This window comes from Thermoflexus sp. (genome assembly GCF_025055495.1).
In the GTDB taxonomy this organism is placed as follows: domain Bacteria; phylum Chloroflexota; class Anaerolineae; order Thermoflexales; family Thermoflexaceae; genus Thermoflexus.
On the sequence record NZ_JANWXB010000284.1, the window covers coordinates 1 to 19,904 of the forward strand.

Below are 19,904 nucleotides of genomic sequence, written 5' to 3' on the forward strand. Positions count from 1 at the left end.
GCGGGGTGGCGGTCATCTCTCTGGGGCGACGGTTGCCCGCCGCCTCAAGCGGCCTACCCGCGGGCATTAGGCGCGGGGCCGCCCCGGCGCCCCGACAGGCGCCGCGCCCGCTGCTTGGCCTTGCTCCGGGTGGGGGTTGCCATGCGCCGGAGCGTTGCCGCCCGGCCGGTGGGCTCTTACCCCACCTTTCACCCTTGCCTCCTGGACCCCGGGAAGGACCCGGGCGGATCGGCGGTCTGTTTTCTGTGGCCCTGTCCACGGGTCGCCCCGTCCGGGTGTTACCCGGCACCCTGCCCCGCTGGAGCCCGGACTTTCCTCAGGCCGGGTTTCCCCAGCCCGCGACCGCCCGGCCTTCTGGCACAGCCCTGATCTTATTTTATCGCAAATTCCGGACGGTGCTTCACCGCCCGTTGCTTTGTCCAGTTGTCAACTGGGGATTTGAGGGACCGAAGCCCGTCCAGAAGGCCTTGGCCCTTCCCCTTTCAGGGCGATGCAGGGGGCCTTCGGCCCTCCCGCCCAGCCCCAAAACCGCGGGGGAGCTTGGAAGTTGCACACAGCGTTTTTCATTTGGTGAGCGGGCCGGGCGCCGAAGGCCCCTGGCCCGTCCTTCAGACCATTTCTCCCCTAACGCTGCTCCACAGCCTCCTGCAAGGTCTGGAGAACCTGGCCCAGGGCTTCGATCTCCGCACCGTAAGCGGCCCAGTCCCCCCGGCGGATCGCCTCCTGGGCCCGCTGGTAGTGGACGTAAGCCCGCCGGATAAGCGCCGCGATTTCTTCACCAGGCGAGGCCGTCGAGGTCGTCGGGCTGGCGATGGACACGCCGATCGCCTGGGCCAGGGCCTGTTCCAGCGTCGGGGCCATCGCCACCCGCTGCTCAGTGGCCACGATGACCTGCTTCAGCTCTGGGATCTGGCTCTGCTCCGCCAGCAGGTAGAGCGGCTCCACATACAGAAACGCTTCACCGATCGGGATCACCAGCAGGTTCCCCCGGATGACCCGGCTTCCCCGCTGACTCCACAGGGTGAGCTGGGCGGAGATCGTCGGCTCCTGATCGATCCGGGCCTCGATCTGCTGCGGGCCAAAGATCAGGCGCTCTTTGGTTAACTGATACAGCACCACCTCCCCATACCTCGGAGGATCCGAGCGGGCCGCCATCCAGGCGATCATATTCTGGCGACCGGCGGGGGTGAAAGGGAGGATCAGGACGAACTCCACCGGTCCGCCGGGATCCACCCGGGTTTGCACGTAATAGGGTTCCATCGCCTGGGGCTCATCGGCGAAGATCTCCAACGGGATCGCCCACACATCCTCCTTGTTATAGAACGTCCGGGGATCCTGCACGTGATAGGTCCGAAGGATCTCCGCCTGGATGCGGAAGAGGCCTTCGGGATAGCGGAGATGGGTTCGAAGCCCCTCCGGCATCTCGTCGAAATTTCGCCAGAGCGCGGGAAACACCCGCCGCCACGCTCGAATCAGGGGCTCGTCCTCGACCGCGTAAAAGATGACCGTCCCGTCATAAGCGTCGACCACCGCCTTCACGCTGTTCCGGATATAGTTCAGGCCCTCATGGGGCTGGCTGTAGGGATAGCGATCGGTCCACGTATACGCATCGGCCACCCACACGATGCGCCCGTCCAGGATCACCGCATAGGGATCCGGATCGAACCGCAGGAAAGGCGCCAGCGTGCGCAACCGGGTCCGGATGTCCCGCCAGAACAGGATGCGGCTTTCCGGATAAAGGGCCCCGCTCAACAACAGGTTGGGGTCGCCGAAATACAGAGCGAAGAGGGCCCGCCGCAGCAATCCTCCCAACCGGATCCCTGTCCGGCCTTGATAGGTGGTGGTGACGTTCTCCTCGCCCCGCGGGTAATCGAACTCCGGAACCGCCGTGTTGACCAGTGCGAAATCCGTGGTCTGTTCCCCGAAGTAGATCTGGGGCCGGGTCAGGGAAAGGGCACCTGTCGGCGGGATATCCTTCAGCAGGAACTCCGGGAGACCTTCGGGGGTGAAGGAGCGGACCGGGACGACGACCGCTCCGTAGCCATGGGTGAAGACCAGATGGCGGTTGATCCAGGTGCGGGCCGGCGGGGGCAGCGCCTCCAGGTTCAGCTCCCGGACGCTTAACATGACCTGCCGGTAGGCTCCATTGATGCGATAGCGGTCCACGTCCACATCTGCAAACACATAGTAGGGGCGGATGCTCTGGATCTGCTGGAGGGTCTGAAGCAGCGGGCGATAATCCCAGAGGCGGATCCCATCCAGGATCTCCGCGCTCGCCCGGATCTCCTCCGGGGTGGGAGCCTCCCGCGGCGCGAACGCCTGCTCCTCGAAACGATCCAGTCCATATGCCCGCCGGGTGAAGGCGATGCTGTGGGCAATGTAAGGGCGCTCGCGCTCCAGCTCATTGGGGCGCACCACGAGGCTCTGGATCAGGCCCGGATAGACCTCGAGGCCGATGAAGGCCAGGACGAGCCATCCCCCGAAGCCGACAGCGAGCAACGCCGGCCGCCGAAGCCACAGGTTTAGCAACAACGCAACCGCCAGAAGCACCATCAGGGCGGTGAGCAGGTTCAGCACCGGCAGCCGGGCATGGATCTCCGCGTAGCCGGCCCCGAAGGCGACGGGCCGCTCCACGTAGAGCAAGCGGTAGGCATCGAAGCGATAGCCAGCGGCCATCAACAGGAAAAAAAGGGCCGCCAGGACCGAGAGATGCGCCCAGCGCCATCCGCGGGGCACCGGCAGGAGCAGGGGGAAGAGGGCAGCGAAGGGGATGAGCCCCCACTGGGCGATCTCCTGCAGGAAGATCCAGAGCGGCCACTGGAACACATACCAGCCGATGTCGATGCCGAAGATGGGATCGGCTACGCCGAAGGGTTCCGCATTTAGGGCCAGAAGGGCTGTTTCCCATTGCCCCTGGAGGATGAGGCCGAAGAAGAACCCTGCCGCCAGGGCGAGGCCCAGCCAGAGCCGCGGGGAACGGCCTGCAACGCGCGCGGCTAGCCATGCGTTCAGGCCGAGGAACAGAGCGGCGACCGCCCATCCCACCAGGAAGAGGAGCGCTCGGGCCCGCCACTGGGTCCAGAGGACGGCCTCATACCCCAGGTCCCGGAACCATTCCCAGGCCACCCACAGGCTCAACAGGCGCCCGGGGAGAAACCACAAGGCGGCCCACAGGCCGAACAGCAAGAGCGCCCATCGCAACCACCGTTCCCAGGGGAACCGCCGCAGGTCAATCTCCACCGTCCGCTCAAAGCCGCCGCGTCGTCGCCAGGTCATCCAGGCCTCCGGGTTGGGAAATGAGAGGGGCTGCCCCCATCGCGCGACCACGGGGGGTTGCCCCTACACCAAACGATCCAGCGCATCGCGCCTCTCGTAGGGGCAGACCCCTGTGTCTGCCTCCTGGGCAGGCCCCTGTGTCTGCCCCCATTGGAGCAACCCCAGGGGGCCGCCCCTACACCGATCCCATTCGGGCCCTTCGAACCCGTCGCCATCCCCAGATCCCGAGGAGCGCCACCAGGACCAGGAGGACCCAGGCGGCCAAGATGGCGATCAGGGTGAGGGCCAGCGAGGCCAGGTCCTCGAGCGCGCTGACCATCGGCGTGGTGATCGGTGCCAGGGGCGGCGCCGTCGCTTGGATCCCCCGACGCAGCACGGCCTTCAGGCCGTGAACCCCGCCGGCGACCAGCAGGCCACAGGCCATCGCCAGGACCGGATGGATCTCCTCGATGGCGCCGGTCTGAGCCCCGAACAGGATGGCCCCTGCGGCCGGCCGGACAAAGGTCTGAAGCCCATCGTTGACCGCGTCGACGGCGGGGATCTTATCGGCGAAGAACTCGATGAGTGCAAGCAGGATCAACAGGCCGATGAGGGCCGGATGGGTCAGCGTGTCGTAGGGCGGCGCCAGGCGGAGCCAATCGGTGAAGCGGGCCAGCAGGGCGACCACCAGTAACGGGATGTAGGCGTTCAGACCCGCAGCCGCCGCCAGCCCAAAGGCGGATAGGATCGTTCCGATCATCTCCACGCGGTTTCTCCTTCATTGCATTATCTCAAACGGATGTCTGTCTCTCTTCGAAGCCCCTGAGATCTCGAGGAGAAGGATTGATGGATCTGGCGAATGGGGCTGCCTTCGATGACCTCGCCCCCAAAAACAGAAAATAACTCGAGGATGACTTCTGGTCGCTCGCCATCCCCAAGGATGGGTCTCCCTTTCCCTCTCCCGCCTTGGAAGAGAGGGGAGGGAGAAGAGAGAGCGGACGGGGATGCCTTCGGCCGCCTCGCCCACCCTCAAAAGTCCCACCGAAAGCCAGTGATCTGGACTATCGGCGAAGCCGGAGAGCGCGGATACCGTGGCCTGATCGCCGGATCTGATCGATGAGCTTCTTGATGCCGACGGTGGGCAACAGGGCGACCGGGTAGAGAACGTAGCGCAGATCACGGCCTAGGAGAAGGGGCAGCAGCGGCAGCCAGATCATCCCCGCGAAAAGGCTCCCATCCCAGTGATGAGTCAGGCGGTAGGCCAGCAGGAAGACCGCGATCGCGAACAGGGTCTCCCACGGCATCAGGGCCAGCATTACCCCGATGGTCGTGGCCATCCCCTGGCCGCCGCGGAACCGAAGAAACGGCGAGGTGTCATGGCCCAGCACGGCAACCATGCCGGCTAAAAACGCATACGGCTCGGCGAAGCCCATCGCCTGGGCCCAGCGCACCGCCGCGTAGCCCTTCAGGATGTCCAGGATCGCCACCAGAACCCCCCATCGCCAGCCCAGATGGAGCCACACGTTGCGGGCCCCCGGATTCCCATCGCCCACCGTCCGGATGTCCAGCCCGGCCACCTGCTTCGCCACCAGATAGGCCGTTGGAATGGATCCGAGCAAATAAGCCGTGAATAAGACCGTCAGCATGGTTCCCTCCCATGAAGCGGGCGGCAAACGGACAGCGGCGAGGTGGGGCGGGGCCGTTCCGGTCGACGAGGGCTTCTTCAGACCGCGCCCCCTGAGATCACGGCGATCAGCTTGACCTCGTCGCCTTCCTGCAGGATCGTGTTTTCGTGGAGCAGTTTTCCATCCCGCACGGCCAGCGTGATCTCCGGGTTCAGGCCCACCTGTTTCATGGCCTCCCGGACGGTCAGGCCAGCCGGCACTTCGAAGACCTGATGACGGTAGATCAGGCGAACCATCTCTCCTCCCATAAAAGCGTCCTTCCTGATCCGTGATAGCCAGGAGTTGCATCATTGAGCTTTGAGTTCTTCCGGAAGGCCCTGAGAGCGAAGCCTCGTGCCTCAGGCGCCCGGTCCATCCGCACATTCCAGCGATGCCACGTGCAACTTCCGAGCTCCCCCGGGATTTTGGATGCCGGGGCGCCGCCGGAAGCTGCCCATGACGTCCGCGATGAACCGTGGAGCGGAGATCCATGGCCTCCGCTCTCCTCCCCAACATCATTATAATGAGATGGAATCCGAAAATCCCCATGGCGAAGAGGAGTTCAGATGGAGCCTCGCCTGCCCCGCGGGATGCGGGACATCCTTCCGGACCAGATGATGCTGCGCCGGTATGTGATCCGCGTCTTCGAGGAGGTTTTCGAGGCCTACGGCTTCGAGCCCCTCCAGACCCCGGCCCTGGAGCTGCGGGAGACGCTGATGGGCAAATACGGGCCGGACGCTGAGAAGCTGATCTACGACGCCCGTCATCGGGAGGGAAAGGAAGAGCTCAGCCTGCGGTATGATCTCTCCGTCCCCCTCGCCCGGGTGGTGGCGATGTATCCGAACCTTCCCCGCCCGTTCAAGCGGTATCAGATCGCGCCAGTGTGGCGGGCGGAACGGCCGCAGAAAGGCCGTTACCGGGAGTTCTACCAGTGCGACGCGGATATTGTGGGCGTGGCCTCCGTGGCCGCCGACGCCGAGATCATCGCCCTGATCGACGAGGCCCTCACCCGCTTGGGGTTCCGGGACTTCGTGATCTTGATCAACGACCGCAAGCTGCTGACCGGCCTCGGGCGCTACTCAGGGGTCCCCGAGCCGCTGCTGGGCAGCCTGTATCGGGCCATCGACAAGTTCGACCGCCTGGGCCTGGAGGGAGTCCGAGAGGAGATGCACCGGTATGGGATCCCGGAGGAGGTCATCGAGCGCATGCTGGAGCTGCTGCGGGTCGAGGGGGACGGCGCCATGGTCCTGGAGGAGCTGGCCCGGCGGATGCAGGCGGCGGAGATCCCCGAAGGACTGGAGGGAGTGGAAGAACTCCGGGCGCTGTTGCGGTTCGTGGAGGCGATGGGCGTGGCTCCTGAGCGCTACCGGATCTCGTTCACGATGGTGCGGGGTCTGGAATACTACACCGGCCCCATCTTCGAGACCGTGGTCACGGAGCCGAAGATCGGCTCCATCACCGGCGGCGGGCGTTACGACGGCCTGGTCGGGCTGTTCGCCAAGCAGAGCGTGCCGATGACCGGCACCAGCTTCGGGATCGAGCGGATCATCGACGTGATCCAGGAGCTGGGGATGGCCCCGCCGGACCTGCCCCGCACGCCGACCCAGGTGCTGGTGACGGTGTTCGACGAGCCCCGGATGGGGGCGTCCATCGCCCTCGCCCGGGCCTTCCGGAAGGCGGGGCTGGCCACGATGCTCTACTTCGAGCCCCGTCGCCTGGAAGTCCAGTTGCGCTATGCCCACCAGAAAGGGATCCCTTTCGTGGCGATCGTGGGGCCGGATGAGGAGGCGCAGGGGATGGTGACGGTGCGGGCGATGGACAGCGGGGAGCAGCGAACGCTGCCACCGGAGGAGGCCGTCCGATGGCTTCGAAGCGCCCTGGAACGGGCTTGAAAACCACGAAGGACACGAAGAGCAGGATGAGGAGAGGGGCGCGATGGCGGATGATCGGGTGGGGGTGATCGGGCTGGGATATGTGGGGCTGCCGCTGGCCCTGGCCTTCGCTGAGGCCGGGTGCGAGGTGATCGGGGTGGATGTGGACGAGGGAAAGGTGGCGGCGCTGATGGCAGGGCGCAGCCCGATCCGGGACGTGCCCGAGGAGGCGCTGCGGGCGGCCCTGGCCAGCGGGCGGTTCCGGGCCACCCCGACGTATGCTGCCCTGGCCGAAGTGGAGGCGATGTTCATCTGCGTGCCCACGCCCTACGACGCGATGCGGGCGCCGGATCTCTCGTATGTGAAGGCGGCGGCGGAGGGGATCGTGCCCTATCTGCGGCAGGGGCACCTGGTGATCCTGCAGAGCACCACCTATCCGGGGACCACCGAGGAGGTGGTGCGGCCGATCCTGGAGCGGAGCGGGCTGCGGGCGGGGGAGGACTTCGACCTGGCCTTCTCGCCGGAACGGATCGATCCGGGGAACCGGGAGTGGACGGTGCGGAACACGCCGAAGGTGGTGGGAGGAGTGACGCCCCGGAGCACGGCGCGGGCGGCGGCGCTGCTGAGCCGGCTGGGGGCGCCGGTGCATCCGGTGTCGTCGCCGCGGGTGGCGGAGATGAGCAAGCTCTTAGAGAACATCTTCCGGAGCGTGAACATCGCCCTGGTGAACGAGCTGGCGCTGCTGTGTGAGCGGATGGGGATCAACATCTGGGAGGTGATCGAGGCGGCGAAGACCAAACCCTTCGGCTTTATGGCTTTCTATCCGGGACCAGGGGTGGGTGGGCACTGCATCCCGGTGGACCCCTACTATCTCTCGTGGAAGGCCCGGGAATACGACTTCTACACGAAGTTCATCGAGCTGGCGGCGGAGGTGAACCAGGCGATGCCCTTCCACGTGGTGCACAGGACGGCGGAGGCGCTGGATCGATATGCGGGGAAGGGCCTTCGCGGGGCCCGGGCGTTCGTGCTGGGGGTGGCCTACAAGCGGGAGACGGACGACCCGCGCAACAGCCCGGCGGGACGGATCATCGAGCTGCTGCTGATGCGCGGGGCGGAGGTGGCCTATCACGATCCCTACGTGCCGCGGTTCCGGGTGGGGGGGGACGCCTTCCGGCGGGAGGAACGGGAGCTGGCGTCGGTGCCGCTGGAGGAGGGATGGCTGCGGTGGGCGGACGTGGTGGTGATCGTGACCGGGCACCGGGCGGTGGACTACGGGAAAGTGGTGGAGACGGCGCGGCTGGTGGTGGACACGTGCAACGCCACCGCCGGCCTTCCCCGCTGCTCCGCCATTGTGGTCCGCCTCGGGGCCCCGATGGCCCCTTTCCCGGAGTAGAAACGCCCTGCCCGGAAGACGGATGCGATTACAACGACAACGGGAGGGATCGGTGGAAACTCAGACGACGGCGGTTCCGAGGGGGCGGCTGTGGATGGCGCGGGTCGCCGTGGTGGTCATCCTGGTGGGGGCAGTGTGGTTCTCGCTGCGCTACCGGGATCGCTTTTCGGAGTGGGCGCGCTTCGGCTATCCGGCCATCTTCCTGATCAGCGCCCTGACCAACGCGACGCTGATCCTGCCGCTGCCGGGCCTGGCGGTGACCACCCTGGCCGGGGGGGTGTTCAACCCCTGGATCGTAGGGGTGGTGGCCGGGCTGGGGCAGGCGGTGGGGGAACTGAGCGGGTATCTGGCGGGCTACGGCGGCCAGACCATCGTCGACAACCTGCCGCGGTATGCGCAACTGGTCCGGTGGATGCGCCGCTTCGGCCCATGGGTGATCTTCGTCCTCGCCCTGATCCCGAACCCGGTGTTCGACGTGGCGGGGATCATCGCGGGCTCCACGCGGATGCCGCTGCTGCTGTTCCTGCTGCCGTGCGCGGCGGGGAAGATCCTCAAGAACCTGATCGCGGCCTGGGCGGGGTTTTACGGCCTGGAACTGCTGCAGCGGTGGTTTGGGGGGATGTGAGGGCGGAGCTGCTCCAAAGCGGGCGTTTCCCAGAGTCTGGGGATGAGGCAGGCCAACTACTGCATTACCCGCATCGGTTGCAACCCCCCAAAACAGTCTCAAGTAGGGGCGACCGGCCGGTCGCCCCTACGTCGCTACGCGACTCGCAATCCCCTAAAACGGGTCTCAGGCACTGAAAGAGCGGCGGAGCCTCTGTTCCGGATCCGGTTCTGACTTCGGTCTCTCCTCGGCGCTTTGTCCACGCTTTTGTCGGTGCGGGCTCATATTGAAGCATCATCCGCTCGATTTGTCAAGCCTTTTTCCGGATCTTCCGGGAAGACCGCGAATCCCCCCCGCTTCCGCCGGCCATCCAGGATTCGCGCAACTTGCGCTCGATGCTCCCCTCCGGCACCGCCCGATCTGCCAACGGATCCTCAAAGGCCGCCAGATCTGGGGGCACCCCCTGCCCCTTGAAGGCCGTTTTCCGCGAATCCCCTCGGGTTTTCGGCCTCCATCGGGATTCGCGGAACCTTGCGCCAGGCGTTGAAGATCATGCTCCAAGGACGCTCCCACAGATTTCCCGGTCCGCCTCTATAGGAGAGACCTGCAGGGAGACCCGACCATGTGGACCCGCCTGCATCACTCCGGGGCAGGTCGTGTTCCCCTGGTCAGCAGCCTTTCCAGAACCCGCGTATGATGGATACGATGCGCCCTTTGGCGAACGCGAGAGGGCCGGTGCTGCGTTATTCAACCGAAGATCCGGGCATTCCGAAGACCACTCTCCGAGCGGCACCCGGCCGAAGGAGCCGCCTGGCCACCATCCTTCGCCCTGGAGCTCCCGGAATGGGCATCGTGCGCGGGTTGCGCATGTCGGCGATTCGGGCCGCTCCCCTCCTGCTGGCCCTGGGGGCAGTAGCGCTGGCCCTGCTGCCTCTGCTCGCGTCCCCTAACCTCCTGATGCGAGGGGACGTGGCCCTGTATTTCTACCCCTACTGGGAGGCGGCGGCGCGGGCCACCCGCGAGGGGCGGCTCCCCTTCTGGAACCCCGACCTCTTCACGGGCATCCCCTTCCTCGCTAACCCCCAAGTGGGCTTCTTCTACCCGCCCAACCGGGCGCTCTCGTGGCTGCCGGTTCCCCTCGCGCTCAAGCTATCTATCCTCATGCACGCCCTCTGGGCCGCGGGGGGGATGTTCGGGCTGGCCCGCTGGCTAAGGTATCGGACCGCTGGGGCAACCGCTGCGGCGGTCGCCTACGCCGCGGGCGGCTACTTCCTGGCCCAGGCCGAGCATATCAACCAGTTCCAGGCCCTGGCCTGGCTGCCGTGGATGGCGTGGGCCTGGGCGGCCCGTCGCCCGGTCCGCCTAGGCCTCGCCGGGGCCATGCAGATCCTCTGTGGTCACGCCCAGACCGTCGTGCTCTCCTGGGCGGCGCTGCTGATCCTCCTCGCACCTTCCGGGGATGAGCGTCGCCGCCTTTCGGGATGGATCCGGGCGTGGAGCCCCGGTGCGCTGGGCGGGGCCCTGGCCCTGGGCCTCAGCGCCTTCCAGTGGGTCCCCAGCCTTCTGCTGGCCCAGGCCTCCATCCGGGCGGGGGGCCTCCCCCTGAACGAGGCGCTCTCGTTTTCCCTCTCACCAGTCCTGCTCGGCCGCTCGCTCCTCCCCGGCCGGGAAGCGCCGGCCTTTACCGAATTCACCGCCTACGTCGGGGTCCTGGGCCTGCTGGCCCTGGCCGCAGGAATCCGCCAGACCGACCGGCGGTGGGCGGTGATTGCGGGGGCGGGGCTGCTGCTCGCCCTGGGCGCCTACAACCCGATCTACCCGCTCCTGTTGGAGCTGTTCCCCCCGCTGCGCGCCTTCCGGGTTCCCGCCCGCTGGCTGGCCCTCTGGGCCTTCGGGGCCGCCCTGGGGATCGGGGCGGGGTTCGATCGGGGGCTGGCCCGGCTGGGGCCCCGGCGGCTCGCCCTCTGGGCCCTCGGGAGCCTGGCGCTGATGGGCCTGGCTCTCGCGGCCTCCCCCATCCAGCCGCCGGGGATGACCGGCTCCCTCGGGCCGGTGAAGCCCGCCGCTGTGGGGCTCTGGGTCGTCGCCCTGATCGCGGGCGGTCTGCTGGCCTGGCGACGCCCGTCCCGCGCGGTCTGGGCCGGGCTGTGGCTGGCGGAGCTGATGGGAGCCGCGTGGGGTCTTCCCGTCAACCGCCTTCTTCCCCCGGAGGCGTGGTCGGATCCCCGGCTCCCCGCCCTCGTGCTGCGCGACCTCCAGCGCAAGGCGGGCCCAGAGGCCGGGCGGATCCTGAGCGTGGTCGACCTGCGCTTCGACCCGGGCGATCTGGGTGAGTGGCGGAGCGTCTTTGGGGGACAGCTTTCGCCGGAGGCCTTTGAGGAGTTCCTGGTCGCCACCAAATACAAAGAGGCTCTGGTCGCCAACCTGCCGATGGCACGGGGCCTGCCGACGGTGGACGGCTATGACGGCGGGGTGCTGCCGCTGCGGCGGTATATCGAGCTGGCCCGTCGCTTCGTCCCTACAGACCGCCTGCTGCGGGACGGGCGGCTGTGGGAGACGCTGCCGGGCCTCCCCGAGGCCCGCTGGCTGCAACTTCTGGGCGTGCGCTGGATCGTAACGGATCGCCTGCGGGATGAATGGATCGACGGCGTGTTCTACGACCGCGGCATCGCCGCCGACGCCTGTGGGGCGGAGCCGGTGGAGGCCGGCCCCTTTCCCCCGCTGGAAGCCACCGAGCTACGGCTGCTCGTGACCTCGTCCCTTCCACCGGGGACGAAGCTGGGGGTCGCGGAGCTACAGACCTCGGAGGGGGATCGCCTCGAACTTTCGGTAGCGATGGGAGAGCGCAACACCCCGGTTCGCGTTCGCTGGGGGATGCCGAAGCAGATCACCGGCGTGCGCCTGCGTCCGGCCTCTCCGGCATGCGCAGAGGGCGGCTGGCGGGTGGAGGGCGGGGCGCTGGTGGACGAGCGGACCGGGGCCTTTCAGGCGCTGGTCCTGAGCCCGGGCGGCGCCTTCGCCCGGCGGTATGCCGGGGACGTCAAGATCTACGAGTTCCGGAAGGCCCTTCCGCGCCTGTATGGGGTCTGCCAGGTCCTCTCCGCCCGGGGCGAGGCGGAGGCGATGGATCGTCTGGCGGATCCCGCGTTCGATCCCTCGAGGATAGTGGTGATCGAGGGGGAAACCGACCGAGCGGAGGAACCCCCGCGCCCGTGCGCTGTGAAGATCCAATGGCTTCGCTTCACCCCGGAGGTCCGCGAGGCGGAGGTTCGCCTGGAGGGACCCGGGTGGCTGGTGCTGATGGAGTCCTTCGATCCCGGGTGGCGGGCGACGGTGGATGGCCAGGCGGTCCCAGTCCGGCGGGCCAACGGGCTGTTCCAGGCGATCGCCGTCCCCGGGGGAGTTCATCGAGTCCGCTGGGAATACCAGCCGGCGGGATGGGGGGTGGGGATCGGCCTCACCGCCCTTAGCCTGTTCAGTGGGGTATGGATCTGGGGCTGGCGCCGCGCCAGGGGGAAGGTTCCGCGTCAAGCTCATGAATAATGACAGACCTAGACCGTTCGCTTCCCCCGAAGAGGCGCTCGATCTCCCTCAAGCCTCTGGACCGCGGGGGTTTGGGACAGCGCCAAGCGCCTGTCTTCCGCACGAAAAGCCCGCTCTTAGGGAAACAAACCGCGCAACTCCTGTATAATAAGAGGACGATAACAGACCGGCCATCGAGGATGGGTCTCTGTTTTCCCGAAATCGGGGAGCTGCGCCCATGGGATCTGCAAGAAGATGGCGGGTGGGATTATGGGTTGCCCTGATCGCTGTCCTCGTTCTGAGCGTGCTCGGATGGCGGTCGATCCTGAAGGCGCCGTGGCCGATCGTCGGATTCTGGCTCGCGTTGATGGGATTGTATGGCTTCCTCTTGTTCGAGCTTTTCTTCCCCTTGTTGGCCCCCGCTGCCGGGCGTGAGCGAGGACATCTGCGCTGGGCCTTTGCAAACTTTCTGATGGACACGCTGCGCTCCCTGGGGGCCGTCGATGCGGGCCAGCCGCGACACCCCTCAGAACCCCGCGAGGGCCCTGGGCTCTGGCTGCTGGATGCCCGGAGCGCGGTGGCCGTTGAACAAACCGGTATCCGGCTCGTTCGCGTCGCCGGGCCCGGGTTGGCTCGAGTAGAAGCTGGCGAACAGGTAGCCGCCTTCGTGGATCTTCGCCCCCAGCAGTTCCCTCAAGGTGGCCCCTCCACCCTGCGAATTCGCACGCAGGATGGGATATCCCTGGGACTGGAGATGCGAACGGCGACGGCCTTCCTTCCGCAAAACATCCCCCCCACTTTCTCGGGTCGCTCCCCCTACTTCTTCCCGCCGCAGGCCATGGGCTGGTCCATCCTTCAGGCCCTGCGGGCGGCTCGGGTGGACGAGGATCGCGTCCTCCACTGGTTCGAGGTCCCGTATGAGATCGCACGGGGGGAACTCTCCATTCGGATCGGGAACCTGCTGTTCGATCAACTCTTTCTCTTCGCCCAACCGGAGAGAGAGGGAAGGTCTCCCGTGGCACCACTGGCCCGGCTGTCGGAGGAAATCCGACTCGCCCTTAGCCGGGATCTGCACGGGCTGGGGATGCGGCTGGATCGCTTGCGGGTGACCCTGAGCGAAGTGCCCGAGGAAGCCAGAAGCCAGCGGGTGGAGGTCTGGCGCAGCCAGTGGGCCTCCCGTCTGGCCCGGTGGATTGGCCTGGCGGAATCGGAGATGCTGATGGAATACGCGCGCGCTCGCTATGCCTCCCAGATGGAGATGTTGCAGGCGATCAGCGAGGTGCTGGCAACCGACCAGGGCCTGTCGCCGGAAGTCATCCTCCTGCACTTTCTGGAAACCCTGGATTCCACAGTTCGCCAGAGCGGTCTGACCCTTCCGGAGGAACTACAGCAACTGTGGCGCTATCTACGCGGCGAGCCGCTCAACGGGAAGTGAGACCTGGCACCCCGCTAGGCTTGCCAAGGGCCGCGGGCCCGATATTCCGCACAATCGCCCGGATCTCAATGTTCCTGGCGATCAGCGCCCTCTGTTTCGTTCTCCCATCCGCACTCCTGGTGGCATGGCGCGCCTCCTCATCGCCCTGGGACCTCGCTCTGGGGTGTCTGCTGGGGTTGGGAACGGAAGTGATGCTGCTGATCTTCTTCACCCTCCATGCCGCGGCGTTCGTCGAGCGCCTTTACCGGATCCCGCGGCCCTCGGCCATCGATTTCATCCTTCGCGTGCTGTTCCGACCCGAGCACGAACATCCGACCGGTGAAGTCCGGGATGGCGATCTGACGCCGGCCACCCGAACTTCGGTTCTGGCACGGGTAGGCGGGCCCGGAGCGCTGAGGGTGCATGAGAGCAACCTGGTCCTGCTGGAGCGGGGAGGGGCTTTCTCCCGCCTCATCGGTCCAGGCCGGCATCTCCTCCGCCCCTTTGAACGGCCGGCCCTGGTCCTGGATCTTCGCCCTCAATCCCGCCGGCGACGGTTGAACGCCTGGACCCGCGATGGGCTGCCCGTTCAGACCACGCTGTATTTGAGCTGCCGCTTACGCTGGCGACCGGAGGATGAGCCCCGCCTGATCCGGATGGCATACCAGCTCGACACAGGAACCAGGGAAAAGGGATATGGCGTGGATTGGGCGGGCGCTCTGGCCGATGAGGGCCGCGCGCTGCTGGCCCGCCGCCTGGGAGGGCTCTGGTTCGATGAGCTGTGGTCCCCCTACCCGGCCCATGCTCCCCTCCACTCCGCGCCTCGACTGGTCGGGGAATCCTCTCCCGCTGAGCACCTTCCGGAGCAATGGGAGATCCCTGAACGCCCGCCTGAGGACGCGCCGATCCCGGCACGCTGGGAAGCGATCCGCGCGGAGGTTCGCGCAGAATTGGAATCGCTGATTCGTCACCGCGACTGGAGCGTGGAGATCCTCCATTTCGCTTTCGATCCGCCGGCCCCCTGGCCGGAGGTGGAACCTCTGATCCGGGAGGCCTGGCTGGAGCACTGGCGGGTTCCCTGGCGAGGATGGGCTGTGCATCTGCAGTCCCGCGCGATACGAGAGGAGCTGCGCCAGCGGGAGCTGGCCCGGGCGATGGGACAACGGGAGCTCCTCGAGGCGATCGCCGCTGTGGTTCAGCAGGAACGGCCACTGGCGGATCCCCAGCGGGGGTTGCAACGGCTGGTGCTGCGGCTGGTGGAACTGATGCGGCACTGGGCACATCCCAATGCCGAGGGATGGACCCCGACGGATCTGCTCGAGCTGTTCTACCGCCTTCAGCGCATGGCACGACGCGTCCCTTTGGAAGGAGGGAGCGATGAGCGAAGATCTCCACCTCCTTTCCCAACTGATCCGGGCTCTGAATGAGGATGATCATCCGGGCCTGAGACGCCTGGGCGACCTGTTGGGCCAAAACCCGCTGGACCCCAAGGAGCTTCGCCGTCTTTGCAAATTGTTGAGCGACATCCCCAGCGACGATCCCGTTCGGTCTGGGGAGATCGTTCGTTGCCAATTGGGGGCACGGATCGTCCTGATGGCGCTGGACCGGGAGGAGCCGTGGTTTTCGTCTCCTGCGGCCCAGCGACAGCTCGCGGATGCCTGTCGGGCCCTTCGCTTCCATGGGCTGGCGCTCCCGGAGGCCCTGGTCGCGTTGCTCGGGGCGCGATGGCTTCGATCCCATCATCCGGCGTGGGCCCTGGAGATGGCTCAGCGCGCGGAGCGCATCCTGAAGGATCTGAGCCGCGTCGCCAGGCTCCAGGGGAGGCCCCATCCGGAGCTGCAAGAGGCCGCTCGACAAGCCCAGCAGCTCATTCGCGAGATCCTGCACGGCCCCCTCTATGCCTCTCCGGAGGAGACCTCAAAGGCTCATGAGGCCCCGGAGCCTGCGCCCGAGCCCTCTGCGCCCGCCTCCGACGCCGCCACACCTCCGGAAAGGCCCATCCCAGCTCCCGGGTGGCCGCTCCGGCCCGCGAAGCTCTTCCTGGGTTCGTTAACCTTGTTGCCGGACACCCACCCCCAAGCTGGCGATCTGCAGTTCCTGGATCCCCAGACCGCTGGACGCCTGTTCGATGAGATGGAGGTGCTCATTGAGACGCTGAAAGTGGGCGATCAAATCTATCAGCCTTATGTGGAAAAGGACATGGAGCCCATCGTTCATGTTCGCTTAAAAGAGACGCTGCTGCTCCGCGTGGAAGGCCACAGCATGCAGAACGCCGGGATCGAATCCGGCGACCTGATCCTGGCGGAACGCGTTCCAGGCATGGAAGCCCGCGATCCCTCGTTTTGGGTTTCGCTGGAGGGGCGACTGGTGCTGGCGGTGCTCCTGGAGCGGTATCAAACCGAGGCTCACCAGGCCTTCCTGATCAAGCGGCTGACCCGCCGGGACGGCCGCTGGTGGTTATGCTCGGAAAACCCCGGTTTCGAGGAGATCCCCCTGGAGCCCGGATTGAACGAGTTGCATCCAGTCCTCGCCATCCTGAAGCCGGTTGCGTAGCGGTTTGACCGGGTATCGACCATGGAGGTGAAGCCTGGAAGCCAGCCCAGAGGAGGGATGGCCCCTTCCCCTTCTCCCCGCTCCCCGCAGTCCTTTGAGTCGTGGGGAGGTGAGAAAAACCCTTCAGGCCTCAAGAACACGATCCGCCGCCCGCATGCGCCCCCTTCAAAATACTCCCTCGAGGCGCGCTGTCTTTCGACGACGCGCTCCATCGAGCCCTCCACCCCTCTCCCGCTGGCCGGATCCATGAGCGCGTGCTAAGATAGCGATGCCGCTTTCCCTACCACCGGAGAAGAGATCCCCCCGCGTGGAGCCAGATAGGTCGAATTCATCGTAGCTCCCAGATCCTTTCCTCTTGGAGGGCGCATGGATGCGACGGCCCTCCCGGGCCGCCCTCCGGATCCGAGGAGGGCATACCCCTGGAGGGCTCATCAGATGAAGAAGCAAGCCTTCTGGCGGACCAATCGGTGTCCATCAGCGCCATCCCGCAAGAGCGACAAATGACGGAGGATGACATGCCGTTTGATTCGATTCTGATCCCGGTGGAAGAGGTGGAGGTTGCCGAGTCGTTGCTTCCGCTGGCCCGAGCGTTGCTTCCCCAGGAGAACGGGGAGATCACGCTGCTGGGCTTGGTTTCCCTTCCCCCAGAGGTCTCCCTCAGCCACGGAACGGCGGCGGCGCGGGCCCTTCGTCAGCGCCTGATGGCCCTGGCGGCGAAGCATCCGGAACTTCCCCTTCGCGTCCGCCCGCGCATCCGCGTCTCTCACACCCTCTGGGAGGAAGTGCTGCACTTCCTGCAAGCGAACCGTGTCGCCCTGATGCTCCTTCCCTGGGATGGGAATCCGGAGGGACAGGTGCTGGGGGCCTCCCTCTCGCGGGTGCTCCGGGAAGCCCCTTGCGACCTCCTGCTGGTCCGGGGGCCCGTGGGCTCTCCCTGGCAGCGGATCCTGTTGCCGGTTCGGGGTGGCCCTTACACCCAGCTGGCGCTGGAAGTGGCCTTGGCGCTGGCGGAAGCATGGGACAGCCAGGTGACCCTGCTTCACGCGGCCTCAGAGGCCCGGCGGGTTGCGGCGGCGTTCCGGCCGCTGGCCCGACAATTCCCCCGCATCACCCGCCAGATGATCGCCCACGGCGAGGTGGCCCAGGCGGTCCTGGAGGCGCTCCCGCACCACGACGGGATCGTGATCGGCGCCTCCGCCCGGCCCGGCGGCGACCGGCCGCAACCCCTCGGCCCCTTAGCGTGCGCCCTGGCCGGGGCAACCTCGAAGCCGATGATCCTGGTGAAGGCGGCACGGGCCTTCCTCCCCGGGCAGCCGCGGCCGCGGGGAGCGCCCGCTCAGCTCCCGATCTCCGTCCTCGTCGATAAGTGGTTTGCGGAAAACACCTTCGATGCGGAGGAGTTCAGCGACCTCGAGGAGCTGACGGCCCTGAAGCGGGCCCAGGGGGTGACCATCAGCCTGGGCCTGCCCACCCTCAACGAAGAAGCGACGATCGGCCCGATCCTTGCCATCGCCCGGGAGACGTTGATGGAGCGCTATCCTCTTCTGGATGAAATCGTGGTGATCGACAGCGCCTCGACCGATCGCACCCGGGAGATCGCCCAGGCGATGGGGTTCCCCGTTTATATCCATCCGGAGATCCTCCCTGAGGTCGGATCCTACCGCGGGAAAGGGGAGGCGTTGTGGAAGAGCCTCTACGTGCTGAGGGGCGACCTCATCGTCTGGACCGACACCGATATCACCAATTACCATCCCCGCTTCATCTACGGGCTGATCGGCCCGCTCCTGCGCTCGCCCCGCATCGGCCTGGTGAAGGGCTTCTACCGGCGGCCCATCCGGGTCGGGGAGAAACTGCAGGCTGGAGGCGGAGGGCGCGTCACCGAGCTGGTGGCCCGGCCGCTGATCAACCTGTTCTTCCCGGAGCTCTCCGGGCTGATCCAGCCCCTCTCCGGGGAGTATGCGGGCCGAAGGGAGGTCCTGGAGCAGGTCCCGTTCTTCACCGGCTATGGGGTGGAGATCGGCCTGCTGATCGACATCCTGGAGCGCTTCGGCCTGTGGTCCATCGCCCAGGTAGACCTCCAGGAGCGGATCCATCGCAACCAGGACCTGGAGGCCCTGTCCAAGATGTCCTTCGCCATCATCCAGGTGGTGGTTCGGCGGCTGGAGGACCGGCACAAGATCCAGCTGCTGGAGGAAGTCAACCGGTCGATGAAGCTGATCCGCCACGAGCCGGGCCGGTATTACCTGGAAGTGGAGGAGATCGGGGACGTCGAACGGCCGCCGATGATCACCATCCCGGAGTATCGGGAGAAATTCGGGCGGGGGGAGCCTGTCCCTGCCGCTTCGCTCTCGCCGCTGGAGACGACGCGCTGAGCGGCCTGCCGGGCCCGCCCGCGGCCGGTTCCAGCATCTGTCAGAAGACCATGAATACTTAGAAGGAGGACCCTATGGAAGCCGCCTTGCGCTTTGGGACCGTCGGCAATCCGCTGTCGACGCCGCCCCGCCCGGGAGGCACGATTGGAGGGATCCAGCGGATCCGCGAGCTGGGTCTGGGGGCGCTGGAGCTGGCCTGGGTGCGGAGCGTGCGGGTTTCGGAGGAGACCTGCCGCCAGATTCGGGAGACGGCGGAGGCGTTCGGGATCCCCCTGAGCGTCCATGCCCCCTATTTCATCAACCTGAACGCGAAAGATCGGGCGGGCTACCATGCGAGCCGGGAGCGCCTGATGGCCGCCGCGCGGGCGGGCTATCTCGCCGGGGCGCGGGACATCGTCTTCCATCCCGGGGCCTATCAGGGCGCCCGGCCGGAGCGGGCCTACGAGACGGTGCGCCGGCGCCTGCAGGAGATCGTAGAGGAGCTACGGGAGGAGGGGGTGGAGGTCACCCTGCGCCCCGAGACGATGGGGAAGTCCGCCCTCTTCGGCACTCTGGACGAGGTCATCCAGCTCGCCCGCGAGGTCCCCGGAGTGTTGCCCTGCATCGATTTCGCCCATCTCCACGCCCGCGCGGGGGACGGGTCTTTTAACACCTACGAGGAATTCACCGAGGCGCTCCGACGGGTCGCGGTGGGATTGGGCCCCCGAGGCCTGCAAAGCCTCCATGTGCATGTTTCCGGGATCGCCTATACCCGGAAGGGCGAGCGCCATCACCTGAACCTGCGGGAGGCTGACCTTCGATATGAAGAGCTGCTGCGGGCCTTGATCGACATCGGCGCCCAGGGCCGGGTCCTCTGCGAGAGCCCGAATCTGGAAGAGGACGCGTTGCTGCTACAGGAGACTTACCAGCGGCTTTTAAAGCCGGAGGGATAGAATGGAGAGGCTGCGGGGAAGGGAACGATCTGGATGCCCCATCCGGCCCCTGCGCTATCTGCCTTGCGCTTAGCTTCCTCGCCCAAGGCTCCAGGCCATTTCACAGAAGGCGAACGGCGCATCCTCTACATCTTCCGGGTTTCGGGAGACAGGTAGCCTGTCGGGGGCCGAATCGGCCCTGAGCGGGTCTTTCCTGCCAGCGGGGGCGGGCGGGCGGAAAAACCCCCCCCCCAATAAGCATGAACAGGTGAAATTAGCGGCAAAAGGAAAACGCTTAGATACCCCCCAACCAGCGCGGGCAACTGATTTGCGAGGGTGGCAGGC

The 19,904-nt window shown here is 66.5% G+C and carries 13 protein-coding genes and 1 other RNA gene; 9 read left to right on the forward strand and 5 right to left on the reverse strand.

What is annotated here, in order from left to right; genetic code table 11:
- The 5 genes from rnpB to NZM16_RS09095 form a co-directional block, all read right to left on the reverse strand.
- Window positions 1-358, reverse strand: an RNA gene (gene rnpB / locus NZM16_RS09075) — RNase P RNA component class A; the annotation flags it as partial.
- A gap of 266 nt (window positions 359-624) precedes the next feature.
- Window positions 625-3,276 (reverse strand): UPF0182 family protein, encoded by a 2,652-nt coding sequence (locus tag NZM16_RS09080; RefSeq protein ID WP_295480037.1) that lies wholly within the window; start codon window positions 3,274-3,276, stop codon window positions 625-627.
- A 175-nt stretch (window positions 3,277-3,451) separates the two neighbouring features.
- Window positions 3,452-4,015 (reverse strand): DUF4126 domain-containing protein, encoded by a 564-nt coding sequence (locus tag NZM16_RS09085; protein WP_295450922.1) that lies wholly within the window; start codon window positions 4,013-4,015, stop codon window positions 3,452-3,454.
- A gap of 301 nt (window positions 4,016-4,316) precedes the next feature.
- Window positions 4,317-4,901, reverse strand: coding sequence for a glycerol-3-phosphate acyltransferase (locus NZM16_RS09090; RefSeq protein WP_295450925.1), 585 nt, complete (start codon window positions 4,899-4,901; stop codon window positions 4,317-4,319).
- 77 nt (window positions 4,902-4,978) lie between these two features.
- Window positions 4,979-5,176, reverse strand: a complete 198-nt coding sequence (locus NZM16_RS09095; protein ID WP_295450928.1) for a MoaD/ThiS family protein — start codon at window positions 5,174-5,176, stop codon at window positions 4,979-4,981.
- A 309-nt stretch (window positions 5,177-5,485) separates the two neighbouring features.
- Between NZM16_RS09095 and hisS the strand changes: the two genes are divergently transcribed.
- The 9 genes from hisS to NZM16_RS09140 all read left to right on the forward strand — a co-directional run bounded on the left by hisS (window position 5,486) and on the right by NZM16_RS09140 (window position 19,580).
- Window positions 5,486-6,811, forward strand: coding sequence for a histidine--tRNA ligase (gene hisS / locus NZM16_RS09100; RefSeq protein WP_295450930.1), 1,326 nt, complete (start codon window positions 5,486-5,488; stop codon window positions 6,809-6,811).
- 43 nt (window positions 6,812-6,854) lie between these two features.
- Window positions 6,855-8,183, forward strand: coding sequence for a nucleotide sugar dehydrogenase (locus tag NZM16_RS09105; RefSeq protein ID WP_295450933.1), 1,329 nt, complete (start codon window positions 6,855-6,857; stop codon window positions 8,181-8,183).
- 52 nt (window positions 8,184-8,235) lie between these two features.
- Window positions 8,236-8,808, forward strand: a complete 573-nt coding sequence (locus NZM16_RS09110) for a VTT domain-containing protein (RefSeq protein WP_295480040.1) — start codon at window positions 8,236-8,238, stop codon at window positions 8,806-8,808.
- A gap of 822 nt (window positions 8,809-9,630) precedes the next feature.
- Window positions 9,631-12,330, forward strand: a complete 2,700-nt coding sequence (locus NZM16_RS09115; protein WP_295480042.1) for a YfhO family protein — start codon at window positions 9,631-9,633, stop codon at window positions 12,328-12,330.
- A 241-nt stretch (window positions 12,331-12,571) separates the two neighbouring features.
- On the forward strand, window positions 12,572-13,744 hold the full coding sequence (locus NZM16_RS09120; RefSeq protein WP_295450941.1) for a hypothetical protein: 1,173 nt from the start codon (window positions 12,572-12,574) through the stop codon (window positions 13,742-13,744).
- A gap of 68 nt (window positions 13,745-13,812) precedes the next feature.
- Complete coding sequence (locus NZM16_RS09125; RefSeq protein ID WP_295480044.1) at window positions 13,813-15,150, forward strand: SPFH domain-containing protein; 1,338 nt, start codon at window positions 13,813-13,815, stop codon at window positions 15,148-15,150.
- Entirely contained in the window at window positions 15,101-16,276 is a 1,176-nt protein-coding gene (locus NZM16_RS09130) for a LexA family transcriptional regulator (protein ID WP_295480046.1), read from the forward strand. The genes NZM16_RS09125 and NZM16_RS09130 overlap by 50 nt, the downstream gene beginning before the upstream one ends.
- A 515-nt stretch (window positions 16,277-16,791) precedes the next feature.
- A complete protein-coding gene (locus NZM16_RS09135) occupies window positions 16,792-18,648 on the forward strand; it encodes a glucosyl-3-phosphoglycerate synthase (RefSeq protein ID WP_295480048.1) in 1,857 nt (618 codons plus the stop codon).
- A 74-nt stretch (window positions 18,649-18,722) separates the two neighbouring features.
- Window positions 18,723-19,580 (forward strand): TIM barrel protein, encoded by an 858-nt coding sequence (locus NZM16_RS09140; RefSeq protein ID WP_295480050.1) that lies wholly within the window; start codon window positions 18,723-18,725, stop codon window positions 19,578-19,580.
- The last annotated feature ends 324 nt before the right edge of the window (window positions 19,581-19,904 follow it).

Excerpts from the sequence above, each read along its gene's own strand:
- NZM16_RS09080 (WP_295480037.1), bottom strand. The coding sequence starts at position 3,276 with ATGACCTGGCGACGACGCGGCGGCTTTGAGCGGACGGTGGAGATTGAC.
- NZM16_RS09085 (WP_295450922.1), bottom strand. The coding sequence starts at position 4,015 with ATGATCGGAACGATCCTATCCGCCTTTGGGCTGGCGGCGGCTGCGGGT.
- NZM16_RS09090 (WP_295450925.1), bottom strand. The coding sequence starts at position 4,901 with ATGCTGACGGTCTTATTCACGGCTTATTTGCTCGGATCCATTCCAACG.
- NZM16_RS09095 (WP_295450928.1), bottom strand. The coding sequence starts at position 5,176 with ATGGTTCGCCTGATCTACCGTCATCAGGTCTTCGAAGTGCCGGCTGGC.
- hisS (WP_295450930.1), top strand. The coding sequence starts at position 5,486 with ATGGAGCCTCGCCTGCCCCGCGGGATGCGGGACATCCTTCCGGACCAG.
- NZM16_RS09105 (WP_295450933.1), top strand. The coding sequence starts at position 6,855 with ATGGCGGATGATCGGGTGGGGGTGATCGGGCTGGGATATGTGGGGCTG.
- NZM16_RS09115 (WP_295480042.1), top strand. The coding sequence starts at position 9,631 with ATGGGCATCGTGCGCGGGTTGCGCATGTCGGCGATTCGGGCCGCTCCC.
- NZM16_RS09125 (WP_295480044.1), top strand. The coding sequence starts at position 13,813 with ATGTTCCTGGCGATCAGCGCCCTCTGTTTCGTTCTCCCATCCGCACTC.
- NZM16_RS09130 (WP_295480046.1), top strand. The coding sequence starts at position 15,101 with ATGAGCGAAGATCTCCACCTCCTTTCCCAACTGATCCGGGCTCTGAAT.
- NZM16_RS09135 (WP_295480048.1), top strand. The coding sequence starts at position 16,792 with ATGCCGTTTGATTCGATTCTGATCCCGGTGGAAGAGGTGGAGGTTGCC.
- NZM16_RS09140 (WP_295480050.1), top strand. The coding sequence starts at position 18,723 with ATGGAAGCCGCCTTGCGCTTTGGGACCGTCGGCAATCCGCTGTCGACG.